Origin of the sequence: Novosphingobium sp. (genome assembly GCF_027489515.1) — a bacterium.
In the GTDB taxonomy this organism is placed as follows: Bacteria; Pseudomonadota; Alphaproteobacteria; order Sphingomonadales; family Sphingomonadaceae; genus Novosphingobium.
Map to the genome: position 1 here is coordinate 70,764 of NZ_JAIXZS010000073.1, position 15,525 is coordinate 86,288.

The window sequence follows — 15,525 nt, forward strand, 5'->3', positions numbered from 1 at the left end:
CCGGGCTAGAGCACTTTCCCACCAATCGCGGTGAGCCAGCCTGGTCGGAAAGTGCTCTTGGACAAAAGTCTGCCGAAGGGTCTCTGCGCTGTGCGCCTGGTAAACCGGATTTCTTGCCGGCCCACCGTGTTGAGCTTTACCGGTAACCCGATCTTAACGGCTTTGGCAGCGATCTGGGCATCAGGAGAATGCCCCGACCATGCCGATCCCTGCCCATTTTGAAGACCTGCCGATCGATCCGCTGCGCCCCCGCGCGGCGCGGCGCCAGTTGCGCCTGGAATCCGCAGGGGCCACCGCTTCGGGCGAGACCGCGCGGGTACTGATCCACAACATTTCCGCGACCGGACTGCTCATCGAAAGCCCCGCTGTGCTGGCGCAGGATGAACGAATCGAGCTGGCCTTGCCCGAGGTCGGCACGGTCTCGGCACTTGTCGTATGGATGAGCGAGAGCTTCTACGGATGCCGGTTCGAGACCCCGCTTCCGACAAGTGCCCTGAGCACGCTCGAACTCTATGCAAGAGTGATCGCCCCATCCGCGCCGGCGCCCGCCGAGGCGGCCGATACCCTGCCGGTCCGCATCGCGCGGCTGCGCAAGGAACAGGGGCTGACGCTCGAGGCGCTGGCTGCGCTGGTGAACGTGAGCAAGCCGACTGTCTGGGCGTGGGAGCAGGGCAAAAGCCGTCCGACGCCTGAGCGAGTCGCTGCGCTTGCCCGGCTCCTCGGGGTGGCCGAGGACGAACTCCTGACCGGGCGCGACGGCACGGCGCTGGCGCAAGCGCTGGGCCAGGCGCGCGCGGTTGTGGCCGAGGCGTTCGGTGTCGATCCAGCGCGGGTGAAAGTGTCGATCGAGCTCTAGAACACTTTCCGACCAATTACGGTGAGCCAGATTGATCGGAAAGTGCTCCAGTCCAAAAAGGTAGGCCGCGACTCGCTTTAGCCCGAATTAACCACTTTTCATCGTGCCGATTCGCCGTTATCTATTTGAATTAACGGCCAAAAATTAGTCTTGTTAGCTAACTTGCCTAACTTTGGCCGCCCGGCTCGCGAGGGGGCAGGGCATGGTAAATGGCGATCGTTTCGTCCGGGTGCGGCAAGCATAGGTTGGCGGCATTTCCGGGCGTGCGATCCTGACGGGGCAAGGGACGCATGCGGGCCGAATTCACAACACGCGAACGACTTGCAGCGTATGGTCTGCTCGCCGATCATTCCACCGACATCATCCTCAAGACCGACCGCCGCGGCTTCGTGCTGGCTGCCTCGCCGGCGCTCAAGCAGCTGGGCCTAGCCCTTCCAGCAATGCTGATCGGGCCGCATTTGCGCGATATTGCGCACCCCGATTACCGCGATCTGATCGAGAGCAAACACCGCTGCGCGGTGGCCGGCCAGAGCAGTGACGACTGGCTCGATCTGCGCACCGCCCAAGAGGGGCGCCAGGGACAGTGGTTCGAGTTTCAGGTCCGGCCGATGGCCGACCATGGCGGCCGGATCGACGGCGCGCTGGTGGTGATGCGCTGCATCGCGCGGCGCAAATCGCTGGAGGAGCGCCTGTTTGCCGCCGAGTTCACCGATCCGCTTACGCGGTTGACCAACCGCATCGCCTTCGTGGCCATGCTCGACCATCTCGTCACCAGATCGCATCCGGCCGCGCTCGCGCTGTTCGATATCGATCACTTCATGCGGCTCAACATGCGCTTTGGGCAGAATGCCGGGGATGACCTGCTGATCGCCTTTGCCGGGCTGCTGCGCGCGATGACCCGCAGCGCCGACATCATCTCGCGCGTGGGCGGAGAGCGTTTTGCGGTGATCATGCCTGCGGTTGCGCCTGAGGTCGCCGCGGCGGCCTGCGCACCGGTCGTCGAGACCTTTGCCGAAGCCGGGCGAGCGGCGCTGGGCGGCAACTTCGCCGTTTCGACAAGCGTCGGCGTGGCCGAGATCACCCTCTCGGCCGACCACACCGTCAGGCAGGCCGAGCTGGCGCTGTTTCTGGCCAAGGCCAAGGGGCGCTCGCGGATCGAGACGGCGCGCTAGGTAATCAGCAAACCGCGTTCAGATCGAGCCGAGGATGCCGTCCGCCGTGCCGACGTGCCGCCCGGTCTCGACCCGTTCTGAATAGCGATCGACCAGCTGTTCGGCATGGGGGCGCAGCAGGACGGTGAACCGCACCAGTTCCTCAATCACGTCGACGATGCGGTCGTAGTAGGCCGAAGGCTTCATGCGGCCTGTTGCGTCGAACTCCTCGTAGGCTTTGGCCACGCTCGACTGGTTGGGGATGGTGAACATGCGCATCCACCTGCCGAGTATGCGCAAGGTGTTGACCGAATTGAACGACTGCGAACCCGCGCAGACCTGCATCACCGCCAGCGTGCGGCCCTGGGTGGGGCGCAGGCCTTTGTAGGCAAGGGGCAGGTGGTCGATCTGGGCTTTCATGATCCCGGTGATCTGGCCGTGCCGTTCGGGGCTGCACCAGACCTGTCCCTCCGACCACAGCGAATGCTCGCGCAGTTCGTGGACGGCAGGGTGATCATCGCCCGCGACCTGATCGGGCAGCGGGAGGTCCGATGGGTCGAAGATCCGCGTCTCACAACCGAAAAGCTGGAGCAGCCGGGCCGCCTCTTCGACCGAATGGCGCGAGAACGAGCGTTCGCGCAGCGAGCCGTAGAGCAGCAGGATTCGCGGTGGCGGATCGAACGCGCCGAGGCCGAGGGCGGGCTGGCGATGCAGGTATTCCGGCTTCAGCGCGGGGAAATGGTGCGGATCGGTGAGCGTCCGCAGCCGCGTGTGCGGGCCGCCGCTCATGCCTCCGCCCCGTCTGCCGCGAACACGACCTGCCCGGCCAGCAGCGCCGCAAGCGCGCCGACGAGCTGCGCGGCAATGAAGGCGGGCACATCGGCCGGGGCGATGCCGGCAAAGGTATCGGTCAGCGCGCGGGCGAGGGTGATGGCGGGATTGGCGAAGCTGGTCGAGGAGGTAAACCAGTAGGCCGCGACGATATAGAGCGCGACCGCTGCCGGCACGCCGTGTGGCCGGTGGCGCAGCGTGCCGAGGATCACGAAGACGAGGCCGAAGGTGGCGATGAACTCGCCAGCCCACTGGCCGGGGCCAGTGCGCACCTTGGTCGAAAGTTCGAGAATGGGGCGCGCGAACATCAGATGCGCGGCCCAGACGCCGGGAAGGCCGCCGGCGAACTGGCCGGCGATCAGCCGCAGTGCAGTGCCTGAGGTGAGATCGCCGCGCAGGCGGAACACCAGTGTCACCGCCGGGTTGAAGTGCGCGCCCGATAGCGGACCGAGCATGCCGATCAGCACGTAGAGCATCGCGCCGGTCGCGATCGTGTTGCCGAACAGCGCCACGGCGACATTCCCGCCGGCGAGCTGTTCGGCCATGATGCCGGAGCCGATCACCGTGCAGAACAGGAAGAAGCTGCCGATCGCCTCGGCCCAGAAATCGCGGTTCATGCCGCGCCGTCCATGCGGCCGATTTCGGAGAGCAGGTCCTGCAGGGCAGCCGGCGGCATCCTCTCGAACGGCGCGGCCAGCAGCGCCCGCACCCTGAGGACGAGCGCCTGCCAGGTCGCCTCGAAAGCGGCATCGACGGCTTCGTCCCCTCCCTCGACATCGGCAGGATCGGGCAGGCCCCAATGGCCCTTGACCGGCGCGCCGATAAACACCGGGCAGGCTTCCTGCGCCGCATTGCCGCAAACAGTGATCGCGATATCGATGCGCGGTGCGCCCGCGGCGGTAAACTCGTTCCAGCTCTTCGACCGGAAGGGCGTGGTATCGATCCCACGGCGCCCCAGCAGCCGGAGTGCGCCCGGATGTGGCACGCCCTTGGGCTTGCTCCCCGCGCTGTAGGCGCGGAGGCGACCTTCGCCGAGTTTCGCCAGAATGGCTTCGCCCAGGATCGAGCGCGCCGAATTGCCAGTGCACAGCACCAGCACGCCCGGCAGTGTATCGGTCATACAATTTCCCCCTGTTTGCAATCAGTTGTCGGCACAATCGCATGCCAGTGCGATGGCCTTGAGCGGCGCGCAGATTTCCGACGATCCCGCGCAGCAGTCTTCCATCAGGAACTGCAACAGCGCAGTCATCTGCCCGTAGCGCACTGAGTAGATCACCGATTTGCCCGCCCGCCTGCTCTCGATCAGCCCGGCATGGCTGAGGATGGCAAGATTGGTGGAGAGCGTGTTGGGCGGTACGTCGAGCTGCCGCGCGAGCTCGCCTGCGGCCATGCCGTGCGACCCCGCGCGCACCAGGAGACGAAAGGCCTTGAGGCGTCCTTCATGGGCAAGCGACGAGAGACCGGCGACGGCAAGCTTCATTTCCATAGTTCTGCGATATTCGAAATGAGCAGGCGGGTAAAGCTCTGCGATGCCGGTTCTGGCCCTGCCCGACGCCGGGAGAGCGGCGCATCCGCATTATTTATCATTGCCACCACCTCTGCCCTATCGCGCCGTCCCGCAGAAATCCGTGGCCTTCGGTCCGGCGGCATAAAGGGCAGAGGATACTCGGGGAAACAGCGCTCGACAGGGTGGGTCCGATGTGGTGTCTTTGTTTCAGCGACTCGTAAGCGGTTGTGTGCGTTGGGGGAATTTCGTCATGGGACGGGCGGCGAGGGTTGCGATGCCGGCAATTGACCGGCGGGGATTAGAGCGGCTGGAGACGCATTTCGTCTCGCCCGAAGTTTATCGCCGCGACGATGTGGCCGTGCGGCAGGCGCGGCTTGCCGCAGTCGTGGCTCAGCAGATCATCCCGCAGCTGCTGCGACTTCACAGTGAAGTTCTACCCGAGGCTCCGCCGGTGGAGCTGGTGGTCGAGGCGCTGGCGCCGAGCAGCTCCGATATCTCGGGCCTTGCGCATATTGTGCTGGGGAGCGACCTCGAGGCGGCGGTGTCCTACGTGCTGGTGCTGCGTGATCGCGGGCTTTCGATGGAGACGCTGTTCGTCGAACTGCTCGAGCCGGCGGCGCGCTATCTGGGCCAGCTGTGGGACCGCGACGAGTGCGATTTCATCGACGTGACCTTGGGCGTGGCGCGGCTGCAGAAGCTGCTGGCGACATTCAACGGATCGCATCTGCTGCCCGAGCTCGACAGTCGGCGTCAGGTGCTGATGGCGATGACACCGGGGGACCAGCACTCGTTCGGCGCGAGCATGGTACGGCGTTTTCTGGAAGGCGCGGGCTGGGAAGTCGAATCCGCCTTTGATCGCAGTGCTACGGAGATCGCCAAGGCAGCAAGCGCACAGTGGTATGCCGTGGCGGGGCTGACAGTCGGTTCGGAGCGCTCGCTCCCCGCGCTGGAAGAGACGATCCGGCTGATCCGGCGCGAATCGCGCAACCAGATGATCGGCGTGATGGTTGGCGGCCCGGTGTTTACTGCCAATCCGGCGCTCGCGCTGGAAGTGGGCGCGGACGGCACCGCAGCCAATGCGCCAACGGCCGTGCTGATGGCGCAGAAGCTGTTTGACGAAATGGTGCTCAAGACAGCGAACTGACCGCGCCAGCCTGCGAGCGCACTTGATGCACACGCCGTAAGCGCCTGCTTATTCCCCTGCTCCTAAGCGCCGCGCCAATGGCGTGCCGGTGGCTGCCGGCCCACCTCGAGGTCTCCAACCACGCGTAGGAGACTATCATGATCACGAAGGCATTTGTTCTGGGTTCAGCTCTGGCGGCAGGGCTTGCCGTGCCTTTGGCCGCGGCGCCGGTCCGCACGGAGGCGCCCGAGCGGGCCGATCACACGCGGCATCCGCACGTCAAGCGCGGCACGCCGCCTTGCAAGGAGCACGACAGCGAGGCGCGCGAGATGTCGGGCAAGCGCGGCAAGCCGCACGGGGACAGCCGTGAAGCAGGAGAGGAGCGCAGCGATGACTGACGCACCCATTCGTCGCCGCTGGGATCCGCTGGTCAAGCTAACCCACTGGTCCGTCGCGTTCGCCCTGCTCGCCAATGCGCTGTTCACCGAAGGCGGCTCGTCGGCGCATGTCTGGATCGGCTATGCGCTGGCCGGCATTCTGGCGCTGCGCCTGCTGTGGGGGCTGGTCGGCCCTGAAGAGGCACGGTTTCGTGCGTTCCCGCCCAGCCCAGCACGCGCCGTCGCTCATGTGCGGGAGATCGCAGCCGGGAAAACGACTGCGCATCGCTCGCACAATCCGCTGGGTGCGCTGATGGTCTATGCCATCTGGGGCACGATGCTGGTGATCATCGGCACTGGCATAGGCATGGCGGGTCTGCCTTCAGGCTATGGGGCTGATGAGCGTCCGGCCATCGCCGCAGGCATGCAGGCGGGCGAGGAAAGCGGTGAGGCGGCAGATGGCGAGCGCGAGGAAGGCCCTCTCACGGAAGTACACGAAGCGGCGGCCAATCTGCTTTATGCACTGATCCTGCTCCATATCGGCGGGGTCGTGTTCGAGAGCCGCAGACAGCGCCGCAACCTTGCGCTGGCCATGCTTCCGGGTGGCCGTTAGGCTCCGGCCATGGTTTCGGAACGCAAGGAGCGACTGCATCGCAAGGCCGCCATGATGGCCATCGTGGTGGCCTTGCAGGCGCTGGCGGCGGGCCTGTTTCTGATCGACTTCATGGCCGATGTGGCCAGCGAAGGCTGGACCGGGCATTTGATCGCCGAAGGCGCCGCCGCCACTGCGCTGGTGGTGGCGGTAATCGTCGGTGCGGTGCAAGTGCGCGACCTAATCGAGCAGGCCCGGCAGGACAATCTGGCCGTTGCCCTGGCGCGGCGGGTGGTTGCCGACCTCATCCGGCTGCGGTTTGCCGAATGGCGTCTCACCGCAGCCGAGGCCGATGTCGCGCTTTTCGCGATCAAGGGCGCAGACGTCGCCGAGATCGCCCGCCTGCGCGGCGCAGCCGAAGGCACGGTGCGCGCGCAGCTTACCCGGATCTATGCCAAGGCGGGAGTAAGCAGCCATTCCGCGCTGGTCGCGCAGTTTCTCGAAGATCTGATCGATCCTGATCTGGCGGTGGCCGGCGCCGCCGTTTCGGCGGGCCCAGCCTGAATCAGCCGGCTGCCGTACCGAGCATCGCCTCGCGGATATCGAGAAGGTCGGTGCGGATCGTTTCCAGCTGGGGCGCATCGAACCGCAGCGCGTTATCGAGGATGGTGCGCCGCGCGGCCTGGTAGAGCTGGAGCAGCGGCTGGCTGACCGGGTTTGCGGTATCGACCCCGAGTTCAAGCGCGGTGATCGCGGCGACAGCGCGGGTGAGCGCGGCGCTCTTCGCCGAATTATCCCCGTGCGCCTGTGCGTAGATCGCGCGCCCGAGCGAGCCGGCAGCCTGTTCGAGGCAGAGCGCGACAAGCTGGAGCGAGCTGGCGCCCTTGACGCGCGCATCGAAATCGACGCGGCGGTAGGTCTCTCCGGGATCCTTGCGCAAAAGCATCAGTTGTTCTTCCCGTTCCAGGCGTCGATCTGGGCCTGCAGGAAGGACAGCGTCGATTTCGAGCCGGTGATGTTAGTATCGAGCTTTGCGAAGCGCGAGACGAGGCGCTGGCGCAGATCTTCCTGCTTGGTTTCCATTGTGGTCTTCTGCGTGCCGAGCGTGGTCTGCAGCTTGGTAAGCCGCGCGATCGTGCCGCCGAGCGAGGAGGGATCGCTGCTCGAACCGACGGTGCGGGCGAGCTTGTCGAAAGTTGCGTAGACGCCGTAGAGCCCGGTGGTGAACATTGCACCCGTCCCGATGGGATCACGCTTCAAGGTGGCGGCGAGGCGCGTGGTATCGAGCGTGAAGGTGCCATCACGATTGGTCTTGAGACCAAGATCGGCAAGCGTGGTCGGGGCGCCGGTGGCATTGGCCGGCATGACCTGCGCGCTGGCCAGCGTGGTCAGCTGGCGGCGCAGCATGCGCGCACCGGGATCGTTGCTGAGTGCGCCGGTGGTGGGATCGGTATCCTTGTTGAGCTCAGCGACCATCTCGTTGAGCGCGGACGTCAGGTCCTGCATCGCACTGGTAATGGCGCTGCCCGGATCGCTGTAGCTGATCGTGGTCGGATTGCCGGGATTGGTGCCGGTGAGCTTCAGCGAAAGGCCGGGGGCGGCATCGGTGACGGTGTTGGTTGCCGACGTACGCGCGACGCCATCGAGCAGGAACGCGGCATCGGTTGCGGGCGTCTTGAGGCGGCTGGCATCGCCCGACGGGGCCCAGGCGAGTGCGGCGAGACCGGGTTCGGTCGGGCTTTCGGTGGCTTCAAGGACGAAGCCGTTCGCCGCGCCATCCTGCCCCTTCAGCACAAGCTGCGCACCGCTGGTGCCGGTGGCGACATAGGCGGTGATGCCCGCGCCGCTGCCGTTGATCGCGGCGGCCACGGTATCGAGCGTGGCGCCGGTCGGGATGGTGATATCGACTGCGGCGCGCGCTGCATCTGCGGTGAAAGTGCCGCCGCTGACGGTGCCGAAGCGCAGGGTGAGCGTTCCGGCGCCAACCGGCGTCGTGCTGGAAGCGACGGGGGGCGTGACGAGGGTTTGCGCCTTGGCGAGCGAGGTCACTTCAAGCGTGGTGGTGCCGCGCCCGGTGGCCGCACCCTTGCTGACCTGCGCGACGGCGCTGTTCGCGATCTGCGGCGTGGCAGCAAGATCGCCGGTGCGCACCCGGTCCCCCAGCGAGGAGGCGAGGCTTGTGATCATGCCCCTGAGCGTCGAGGCCGAGGAGATCTGTGAGGTGATCTTGTCGGTCTTCGCGGTGATCTGATCGAGCCGCGCGGCATATTGCGCGGCTGCCAGCTGCTCGGCCAGCTGCGACATGTTGATTCCGCTGCCCGCGCCGAGCGTGGACACCAGATTGGCGGTGGCCGAAGTCGAGGAGGTGGCGGAGGTGGTAGCCATGCTTTCCAGAACGGCGGATTCTCAGCGGGGTTAAGCCGCTGGCGTGCGGGATTCCGGGCGGCCTTCGGGGTCGAAGCGCAGCTCGAGCGGGACATCGACGTGGGGCTGCGGTGGGGCATCGCCGCGCTTCAGCGCGAGGACGAATGCAAGCACCGCGGCGACGGCGGCGTAGAGCTCCTCGCGGATCATCTGGTTCTCGCGCGTGGTGAAGTAGACCGAGCGGGCGAGGGCCGGAGAAGACAGCGTAGGGACGGCCATTTCGGCGGCCATCTCGCGCATCGCGAGCGCCTTTTCGCCGCGGCCCTTGGCAAGCACGACAGGGGCGGGGGCCTTCTCCGGATCGTAGGCGAGTGCGACGCTGAAGTGCGTGGGGTTGGTGATGACGAACTGGGCTTCCTTCATCGCCTTGGCGAGGCCGCCCATGGCGATCTGGCGCTGGCGCTGGCGGATCGCGGCCTTGCGTTCGGGCGAGCCTTCGCTCTCCTTGTTCTCGTCCTTGAGGTCCTGGAGGGACATCCTGAGGCGCATCATGCGGCGCAGCCACTGGACGGGATAATCGGCGAGCGCGATCACGACGAGGCCGCCGCCGAGCGCGTAGAGCAGGGCGAGGAGCGCGTCCCAGCCATAGGCGAGCTGGCCGCGCAGCTCCCCGCCACCGAGGCCGACGATCGCGGGAAGGCGGCCCTTGATCCAGACATAAGCGATGGCGCCGAGGAGCGCGAGCTTGGCGAGTCCCTTGGCGAGTTCGATCCAGCCTTGCGGGCCGAACATGCGTTTGAGGCCAGAAAGCGGATTGAGGCGCGAGGCCTTGGGCGCAAGGTTGCCGCCGACCCAGCGGCCTTCGCCGAGGCCCAATTGCGAGACGAGCGCGGCGAGCATGAGGAGTGCGCCGAGGCTGAGCACAGGGGGCAGCGCGGCGAGCAGCGCGGCGCGGATCGGGGCGGCTGGATCGAACTGTTCGATTGCGGTGCGGTCCCACACGAGGCCGCTGCGCGCGGTGCGGCCGAGGCTGTCGAGCAGCCAGGGCCCCGCGAACTGCAGCCACGCCGCCCCGCCGAGGACGCTCACGGCGATGCCGAGTTCGCGCGGGCGCAGGACGTCGCCGTTCTTGGCGGCGTCGGTGCGGCGCTTCTCGGTGGGAGCGAAGGTCTTCTCGCCCGGAGTCTCTTCAGCCATGGGTTGTCTCTTCAGCCATGGGGTGTCTCTTCAGCCATGTTTCGGGCTGATCAGTTGTGCGGCCTGGGCGATGGCCGTGAGCGAGAGGTCGCCGAGTTTGTCGGTCAGCAGGGGCGCGGTGAGGATCAGCGCAGCGATCCCGGCGAGGACACCGGCGGGCAGGCCCAGCGCGAAGAGATTGAGGCTGGGCGCGGAGCGGCTGATCACGCCGGTCATCACCTGCACGAGCAGCAGGAGGAGCGTGACGGGGAGCGCGATGGCGATTGCGGCGGTCAGCATCTGCGCGCCGAAGCCGGCGACCAGCATCATGCGTTCGGGCGTGAACCACGCGGCACCCGGCGGGAACGTCTCGTAGCTCTGCACGATCAGTGCGAACCACGTGAGGTGCGCGCCGAGGCCAAGGAACAGCACGGTGAGCAGCACCGAGAAGTACTGGCCCAGCACAGGCGAATGCGCGCCGCTGACGGGATCGGCCGTGGAGGCGATGCTCATCCCCATCGAGCCGCCGATGACTTCGGCCGCAATCAGCGGGGCGGAGAAGCTCCATTGCAGCACGAAGCCCAGCGAGAGGCCAATGAGGATTTCCTGCGCGGTGATGAGGAGGCCCGAGAGCGTGAACAGCGCAGGGGGGGCGGCGACAGGCGTCCAGGCGCAAACGAGGACCGCGACGGCGCCGGCAAGGCTGACGCGCAGCTGCATCGGCACGGAGTTCGCGCCGAACAGCGGGGCCGCGAGCAATGCGGCGCCGATGCGGGTCATGACGAAGATCATGCGCCAGAATTCCGCTTCCAGCGCGCCGAAGCCGAAGTGGAGCGCGATCATGCTCCTGCGCTCACTTTCCGGTCTGCGCGATCTGGGCGAAGATCTCGACGAGGAAATCGCCGATCAGGCCCATCATCGCGCCGCCCAGCAGCACCAGCACGAGCGCGATGGCGGCAAGCTTGGGGACGAACGTGAGCGTCTGTTCGTTGATCGAGGTGGCGGCCTGGACCACGCCGACGACGAGGCCGACGGCAAGGCTGGCGAGCAGCACTGGCGCGGCGACCAGCGCGGTGACCCAGAGCATGCGGTCAGCCAGAGCGAGGAGGGCAGCGGTGTCGTTCATTGCGCGCTACCCGAAGCTTGCCGCAAGGCTGCCCATGAGGAGGGCCCAGCCATCGACGAGGACGAAGAGCAGGAGCTTGAACGGCAGGGACACGATGGTGGGGGACATCATCATCATGCCGAGGCTCATGAGCACCGAGGAGACGACGAGATCGATCACGAGAAACGGCAGGAACAGCATGAAGCCGATCTGGAATGCGGTCTTGAGTTCGCTCGTCACGAAAGCGGGGAGGAGGATCGAGAAGGGGACGTCCGCCGTCCGCGCGAACTTGGGCGCCTTGGCCATGGTGGCGAACATCTGGAGATCGTGCTCACGCGTCTGGCGGATCATGAAGCCGTGGAATTCGGTGCCGGCGGCGGCGATGGCCTGCTCGGCGTTGATCGTGCCGGCGGAATAGGGCGCGATGGCGTTGGCGTTCACCTTGTCGAGCGTGGGGGCCATGATGAACAGCGAAAGGAACAGCGAAAGGCCGATCAGCACCTGATTGGGCGGCGACTGCTGGAGGCCCAGCGCCTGCCTGAGGATCGCGAGGACGACGAGGATGCGGGTGAAGCTCGTCATCATCAGTACGAGACTGGGAAGGATCGTGAGCAGCCCCATGATAAGGAGCAGCTGGAGCGAAAGCGACAGCGAGCCGTTCGACTGCGCGCCCGCGATCTGGCCGAAGGCGCGGTCGAGCGCGCCGGGGATGGCGGTGCCGGTCGGAGCCGCGACGGGCTGGGCTGCGGCGGCCACATCGGCGGCATGCGCGGGAAGCGCGAGGCCGATCACGAGGACGCTGACGAAGAGGAGGAGATGTTTGATCTTCACCGCATCAATCCCCGTTGCCAGTTACCGCGCCGGTGCGCGCGGGCACTTCGGCGAGGCGGACGAGGCCCTGGCGCGAGGCCGAGACAAGGATCTCGCGGCCCCGGAATTCGAGCACGGCGATGCGCTGGCCCGGGCCGAGCCACTGGGTTTCGATGATCTTCACACTGCGCTGCCCGCCGGTGGGGCTGAAGCGCTGCTCCATGCGGCGCGCGAACTTGAGACTGACCCAGGCGAGCCCGGCGATCAGCGGCAGCACGACCGCGAGCTTGAGCAGATACCAGAGCATCAGGCCTGACCCTCCTGCCCGACCAGCTCGACGATGCGCAGGCCGAAGCGCTCGCCCTGCGCGACGACTTCGCCGCGTGCGATGAGCTTGCCGTTGACCATGACGTCGAGCAGCTCGTCGGTCAGCCGGTCGAGCGTGACGACGCTTTCCTCGGTGAGCGAGAGCACGTCCTTGAGCTTCATTTCGGTGCGGCCGAGCTCGACAGTGAGGCGCACGTCGACGTCCTTGAGGAATTCGAGGCCGCGGGTCTGGAAGGTCATTGGGGCATCCTGCGATGGGCCGCCGGGTCAGGCGAGCTGGGTGAGTTGAAGGGCGACGCGGTCGTCCACCGCGCCGATGGTGCCGTGGCCGACGAGCGCCTCGCCGATGCGCAAGGGAACGTTGCGGGCGACCGGGACAGCAAGGACCTGGCCGACTTCGAGCGCGGAGAGCGTGGCGAGCGGCAGCGCCACGTCGACCAGCACGGCGCGCAAGGTGAGCGGCATGTCGGCGAATGGGGCATCGAGCGGACTGGCGGGCGCGGCGGTTTGCACGGCACGCGGTGCCGGGCGCGCAGCGCCGGTGAGATCGGCAAGCGCGTGCATGGGAAAGCCGAGGCGCAGCGACCAGGGCGGCCGCGCGCCTTCACGGATCGCGAAGGTGAGCACGGCAAGCGGCGTGCTTTCGGGCAGCGCGGCGAGTTCGGCCATGCTGGCGGCGCGGCGCATTGGCTGCACGCCGCCCTCAAGCCCGAGCGTGGCGGCCAGCGGGGCGGCGATCAGCGTCTCGATCCGCTGCACCATGAGTTCGGCGGAGAGCGGGAGCTCGCGCGGGAGCGGGGAGGGTGCCTCGCCGGGACCGCCGAACGCCCGGTCGAGCAGGCGCAGCACGCTCTCGCCCTCGACCACCGCGAGCAGGGGATGCCCTGCCGCGCCGGCGGCAAGCAGGCTGATCGCCACGAGGCCCGGGGGGGCAAAAGTGCCCGCCGTGATGTCGGCCTGCTGGCTGCATTCGACCGCCGCCGCCTCGCCGCCATGGACCGGCGCGAGCGCGAGGCGCAGCTTGCGCGCCAGCTGTTCGCCCGCGCGCGCAAGCAGCGGGAGGAGCTCGGCCGCGGCGGGCGCCGGGCGCAGCAGCGCTGCGCTGTGGCGGGCCAGCGGCCTTTGGGCAACGAGGGGGCGTTCCGGTTTCATTTCAGCGCGTTACTGGACGATGAAGGTCTTGAAGTAGACGGCATCGACCCCGCCGAAGCCTTCGGTATCGTTGAGCACCTTGTTGATCGTGGCGACGAGCCGCTTCTGCAGGCGGGCCTTGCCCTCGGCGGACTGGACTTCCTCGCCCGGGGTGTCCGCAATCGCGGTGAGCAGCGCCGAGCGGATGGCAAGCTCGTGCTTCTGCAGCCAGAGGATCACGCGGTAATCGCGGTGGGTGGAGCAGGCGAGGCTGACCTGCACCAGCATGTCCGAATCCTTGAGATTCGAGGTGAAATCATCGGTGAAGCTGAAATAGGCGGTGCGGTATTCGCTGCCGCCCTCGCCATCGACTTCGTGGCCGCCGCCGCCTTCCTCGCCGTGGCCGCCTTCCTTGGGGGCAGGCGCGTAGGGGTCCTCCTCGCCCTTCTTGATCAGCTTGGGGTTCTTGTCCTCGTGCTCTTCACCATGACCGCCGCCGCCGATGATCCCGGCCGCGACAAGGCCGTAGGCGCCGCCGCCACCGACCGCGAGCAAGGCGCCGGCGGCACCGATCTTGAGCATCATGCCGCCGCCCTTCTTTTTGGGCTTGGCGTCCTTGTCCTTCTTCTCGCTCATCAGGGGTCCTTACGGGTCTCGAAAAATGGGATCAGGCGAAGATGCTGCCGCGGCGTTCGTCAGCGTATGCGGACGGGCGGGCGGGGTTGGCGGCAGGGCGCTGCGCGGTGGGGGTGTTGGCGGTCTGGCGCTGCTGGCCCTGGCCCGGCGTTTGGCCCTGCATCTGGCCCTGCATCTGGCCCTGGGCGAGGCTCTGGCCCGGTGTTTCGGCGCGGGGGTCGGCGCGGGGCTCGCCAGCTGCCGGTCGGGCCGGTTCGGCGGTGATGGCGGCGGCATGGGCCGCGGCGACGGCGGGGGCGAAGGTGGGATCGGGGCTCGTCAGTGCGACCGAGAGGCCGGCGGCGTCGCCCTCGATGCGCAGCGCAATGCGGCCGAATTCGGCATGGTGCATGGCGACGGAGACCGGGCCGGCGGGTTCGAGCCCATCACGCGCGCGGGCGATCGATTCGACCAGCTGATCGAAACTGATCGGCTGCGGAGCAGAAGGCGCGGTGGGTGCGGGCGCGGGTGCGGGCGCGGCGGCGACGGCCGGCAGGGCTTGCGCCAGCGCGCTGGCGGTTTCGGGTACCGGAAGCGTGGCAGAGCGCGGGCCGGGAACGGCTGGATCGAGTTCGGCAGGTGCCTTGCGGGGCGCCGCGCGGGAAGCCGAAGGTGTGCCGGTCAGCGCCGCAAAGGTGGAGGGCTGCGCGCGGGCAACATTCTGCGCGGCAGCTTCGGGCGCGACCGGTGCTGGCGGGGCGGCCTGCGGCGCCGGATCGGCGGTGATTTCGCGTTCGAGCACGAGGCTGGCGACGGCAAAGGCCGCTGGATGCGCGGCCTGCGCATTCGGGACCGGAGGATTGGCGGCGGGTGCGGGGGCCGGGTTCGCTGCTTCTGCGGAGGGTGCGGGGCGCGGCACTGCCGGGACCACGCTATGCGCGGCCAGGTCGGACCCGGCAGGCTTGGCCGATGGGGGCGCGGCGGCTGGAACGATCTGGGCAGGCTTGGCCGATAGCGGTGCGGCGGCTGGAACGATCTGGGCAGGCTTGGCCGATAGCGATGCGGCGGCAGGAACTGGCAGGGGCAGCGCAGGGCTGGCGAGCGCAAGGACGAGCGCGGTTTGAGCAGCCTCGGGCTGGTCGCCATCGGCCTTGACGGGAGGCGTGGCGGGCTCGCCGTTATCCACATCGGCGGCAACCGGCACCTGAGTGATGGCAAGCGCGAGCGCGGCGGGCATGGCGGCAGACTTTTGCCGGGTGGGCGGCAAGACCTTGCCGGGCTCTGCCGGGGCCTCCGCTGCGAGGGAGGGATCGGTGGGCGCTGCGGCAGGCGAGGCGAGGCGCGTGGCGGGGGCGGTGAGCACAGGTGCGGCGGTGAGCAGGGCCGGAGTAAGCGTGGGCACCTCACGCGCAAGAAGAGCCGCAAAGTCAGCCGATTCACCGGGTTGCAAGCCAGATACCGTTGCTGCCGCTGCCGCCCCTTGGATGGCGACCGGCGCTGCTACGCTGGAAATCAGAGTGGGGGCGGGCGCGGTCATGGCGGGGCAGCGGTCCTTGGCAA

General features: G+C 67.5%; 21 protein-coding genes. 6 read left to right on the forward strand and 15 right to left on the reverse strand.

Translation table 11 applies throughout. The features are described from left to right. The first annotated feature begins 199 nt into the window (after window positions 1-199). Together Q0082_RS13080 and Q0082_RS13085 are read left to right on the forward strand one after the other, a co-directional pair. On the forward strand, window positions 200-856 hold the full coding sequence (locus tag Q0082_RS13080; RefSeq protein WP_298193322.1) for a helix-turn-helix domain-containing protein: 657 nt from the start codon (window positions 200-202) through the stop codon (window positions 854-856). 290 nt (window positions 857-1,146) lie between these two features. Continuing rightward, entirely contained in the window at window positions 1,147-2,028 is an 882-nt protein-coding gene (locus Q0082_RS13085; protein ID WP_298193323.1) for a sensor domain-containing diguanylate cyclase, read from the forward strand. An 18-nt stretch (window positions 2,029-2,046) separates the two neighbouring features. On the opposite strand, the gene arsH is transcribed toward Q0082_RS13085, so the two are convergent. From arsH to Q0082_RS13105, 4 genes are read right to left on the reverse strand one after another with little or no spacing between them, the layout of a single operon-like run. After that, window positions 2,047-2,796 carry an arsenical resistance protein ArsH gene (arsH, locus tag Q0082_RS13090; RefSeq protein WP_298193325.1) on the reverse strand — a complete coding sequence of 250 codons (750 nt, stop codon included), beginning with the start codon at window positions 2,794-2,796 and terminating at the stop codon, window positions 2,047-2,049. After that, a complete protein-coding gene (locus Q0082_RS13095) occupies window positions 2,793-3,455 on the reverse strand; it encodes an MIP/aquaporin family protein (RefSeq protein WP_298193327.1) in 663 nt (220 codons plus the stop codon). The genes arsH and Q0082_RS13095 overlap by 4 nt, the downstream gene beginning before the upstream one ends. Further along, entirely contained in the window at window positions 3,452-3,958 is a 507-nt protein-coding gene (locus Q0082_RS13100) for an arsenate reductase ArsC (RefSeq protein ID WP_298193328.1), read from the reverse strand. The genes Q0082_RS13095 and Q0082_RS13100 overlap by 4 nt, the downstream gene beginning before the upstream one ends. A gap of 21 nt (window positions 3,959-3,979) precedes the next feature. Next, window positions 3,980-4,324 (reverse strand): metalloregulator ArsR/SmtB family transcription factor, encoded by a 345-nt coding sequence (locus Q0082_RS13105; RefSeq protein WP_298193330.1) that lies wholly within the window; start codon window positions 4,322-4,324, stop codon window positions 3,980-3,982. Window positions 4,325-4,619: 295 nt separating this feature from the next. Between Q0082_RS13105 and Q0082_RS13110 the strand changes: the two genes are divergently transcribed. From Q0082_RS13110 to Q0082_RS13125, 4 genes are all read left to right on the forward strand, one after another. Continuing rightward, window positions 4,620-5,489: a B12-binding domain-containing protein gene (locus tag Q0082_RS13110; protein WP_298193331.1), complete on the forward strand. Its 870-nt coding sequence runs from the start codon at window positions 4,620-4,622 to the stop codon at window positions 5,487-5,489. A gap of 137 nt (window positions 5,490-5,626) precedes the next feature. Further along, window positions 5,627-5,866, forward strand: coding sequence for a hypothetical protein (locus Q0082_RS13115; RefSeq protein ID WP_298193334.1), 240 nt, complete (start codon window positions 5,627-5,629; stop codon window positions 5,864-5,866). Further along, a complete protein-coding gene (locus Q0082_RS13120) occupies window positions 5,859-6,458 on the forward strand; it encodes a cytochrome b/b6 domain-containing protein (RefSeq protein WP_298193335.1) in 600 nt (199 codons plus the stop codon). The genes Q0082_RS13115 and Q0082_RS13120 overlap by 8 nt, the downstream gene beginning before the upstream one ends. A 9-nt stretch (window positions 6,459-6,467) precedes the next feature. After that, on the forward strand, window positions 6,468-7,001 hold the full coding sequence (locus tag Q0082_RS13125) for a helix-turn-helix transcriptional regulator (protein WP_298193338.1): 534 nt from the start codon (window positions 6,468-6,470) through the stop codon (window positions 6,999-7,001). A 1-nt stretch (window position 7,002) separates the two neighbouring features. Here Q0082_RS13125 and Q0082_RS13130 read toward each other — a convergent pair whose 3' ends face one another. The 11 genes from Q0082_RS13130 to Q0082_RS13180 all read right to left on the reverse strand — a co-directional run bounded on the left by Q0082_RS13130 (window position 7,003) and on the right by Q0082_RS13180 (window position 15,502). Then, window positions 7,003-7,383 (reverse strand): flagellar protein FliS, encoded by a 381-nt coding sequence (locus tag Q0082_RS13130; protein ID WP_298193340.1) that lies wholly within the window; start codon window positions 7,381-7,383, stop codon window positions 7,003-7,005. Continuing rightward, window positions 7,383-8,822, reverse strand: a complete 1,440-nt coding sequence (gene fliD, locus Q0082_RS13135) for a flagellar filament capping protein FliD (RefSeq protein ID WP_298193343.1) — start codon at window positions 8,820-8,822, stop codon at window positions 7,383-7,385. The genes Q0082_RS13130 and fliD overlap by 1 nt, the downstream gene beginning before the upstream one ends. A gap of 30 nt (window positions 8,823-8,852) precedes the next feature. After that, complete coding sequence (locus Q0082_RS13140; RefSeq protein ID WP_298193345.1) at window positions 8,853-9,998, reverse strand: flagellar type III secretion system protein FlhB; 1,146 nt, start codon at window positions 9,996-9,998, stop codon at window positions 8,853-8,855. Between the two features lie 30 nt (window positions 9,999-10,028). Then, on the reverse strand, window positions 10,029-10,820 hold the full coding sequence (gene fliR / locus Q0082_RS13145; RefSeq protein WP_298193347.1) for a flagellar biosynthetic protein FliR: 792 nt from the start codon (window positions 10,818-10,820) through the stop codon (window positions 10,029-10,031). Window positions 10,821-10,830: 10 nt separating this feature from the next. Beyond that, window positions 10,831-11,103: a flagellar biosynthesis protein FliQ gene (gene fliQ, locus Q0082_RS13150; RefSeq protein WP_067907138.1), complete on the reverse strand. Its 273-nt coding sequence runs from the start codon at window positions 11,101-11,103 to the stop codon at window positions 10,831-10,833. A 6-nt stretch (window positions 11,104-11,109) separates the two neighbouring features. After that, entirely contained in the window at window positions 11,110-11,838 is a 729-nt protein-coding gene (fliP, locus tag Q0082_RS13155) for a flagellar type III secretion system pore protein FliP (RefSeq protein ID WP_298193451.1), read from the reverse strand. A 79-nt stretch (window positions 11,839-11,917) separates the two neighbouring features. Continuing rightward, on the reverse strand, window positions 11,918-12,199 hold the full coding sequence (locus Q0082_RS13160; RefSeq protein ID WP_298193349.1) for a flagellar biosynthetic protein FliO: 282 nt from the start codon (window positions 12,197-12,199) through the stop codon (window positions 11,918-11,920). Then, window positions 12,199-12,459 (reverse strand): flagellar motor switch protein FliN, encoded by a 261-nt coding sequence (gene fliN / locus Q0082_RS13165; RefSeq protein ID WP_298193351.1) that lies wholly within the window; start codon window positions 12,457-12,459, stop codon window positions 12,199-12,201. Before fliN ends, Q0082_RS13160 begins: the two co-directional genes overlap by 1 nt. Window positions 12,460-12,486: 27 nt before the next feature. Beyond that, the gene (locus tag Q0082_RS13170) at window positions 12,487-13,371 is read right to left on the reverse strand and encodes a FliM/FliN family flagellar motor switch protein (protein ID WP_298193352.1); all 885 of its coding nucleotides are present in this window, start codon (window positions 13,369-13,371) and stop codon (window positions 12,487-12,489) included. 9 nt (window positions 13,372-13,380) lie between these two features. Continuing rightward, window positions 13,381-13,986, reverse strand: coding sequence for a flagellar basal body-associated FliL family protein (locus tag Q0082_RS13175; protein ID WP_298193355.1), 606 nt, complete (start codon window positions 13,984-13,986; stop codon window positions 13,381-13,383). A gap of 31 nt (window positions 13,987-14,017) precedes the next feature. Then, entirely contained in the window at window positions 14,018-15,502 is a 1,485-nt protein-coding gene (locus Q0082_RS13180; RefSeq protein ID WP_298193357.1) for a hypothetical protein, read from the reverse strand. Window positions 15,503-15,525 lie beyond the last annotated feature (23 nt).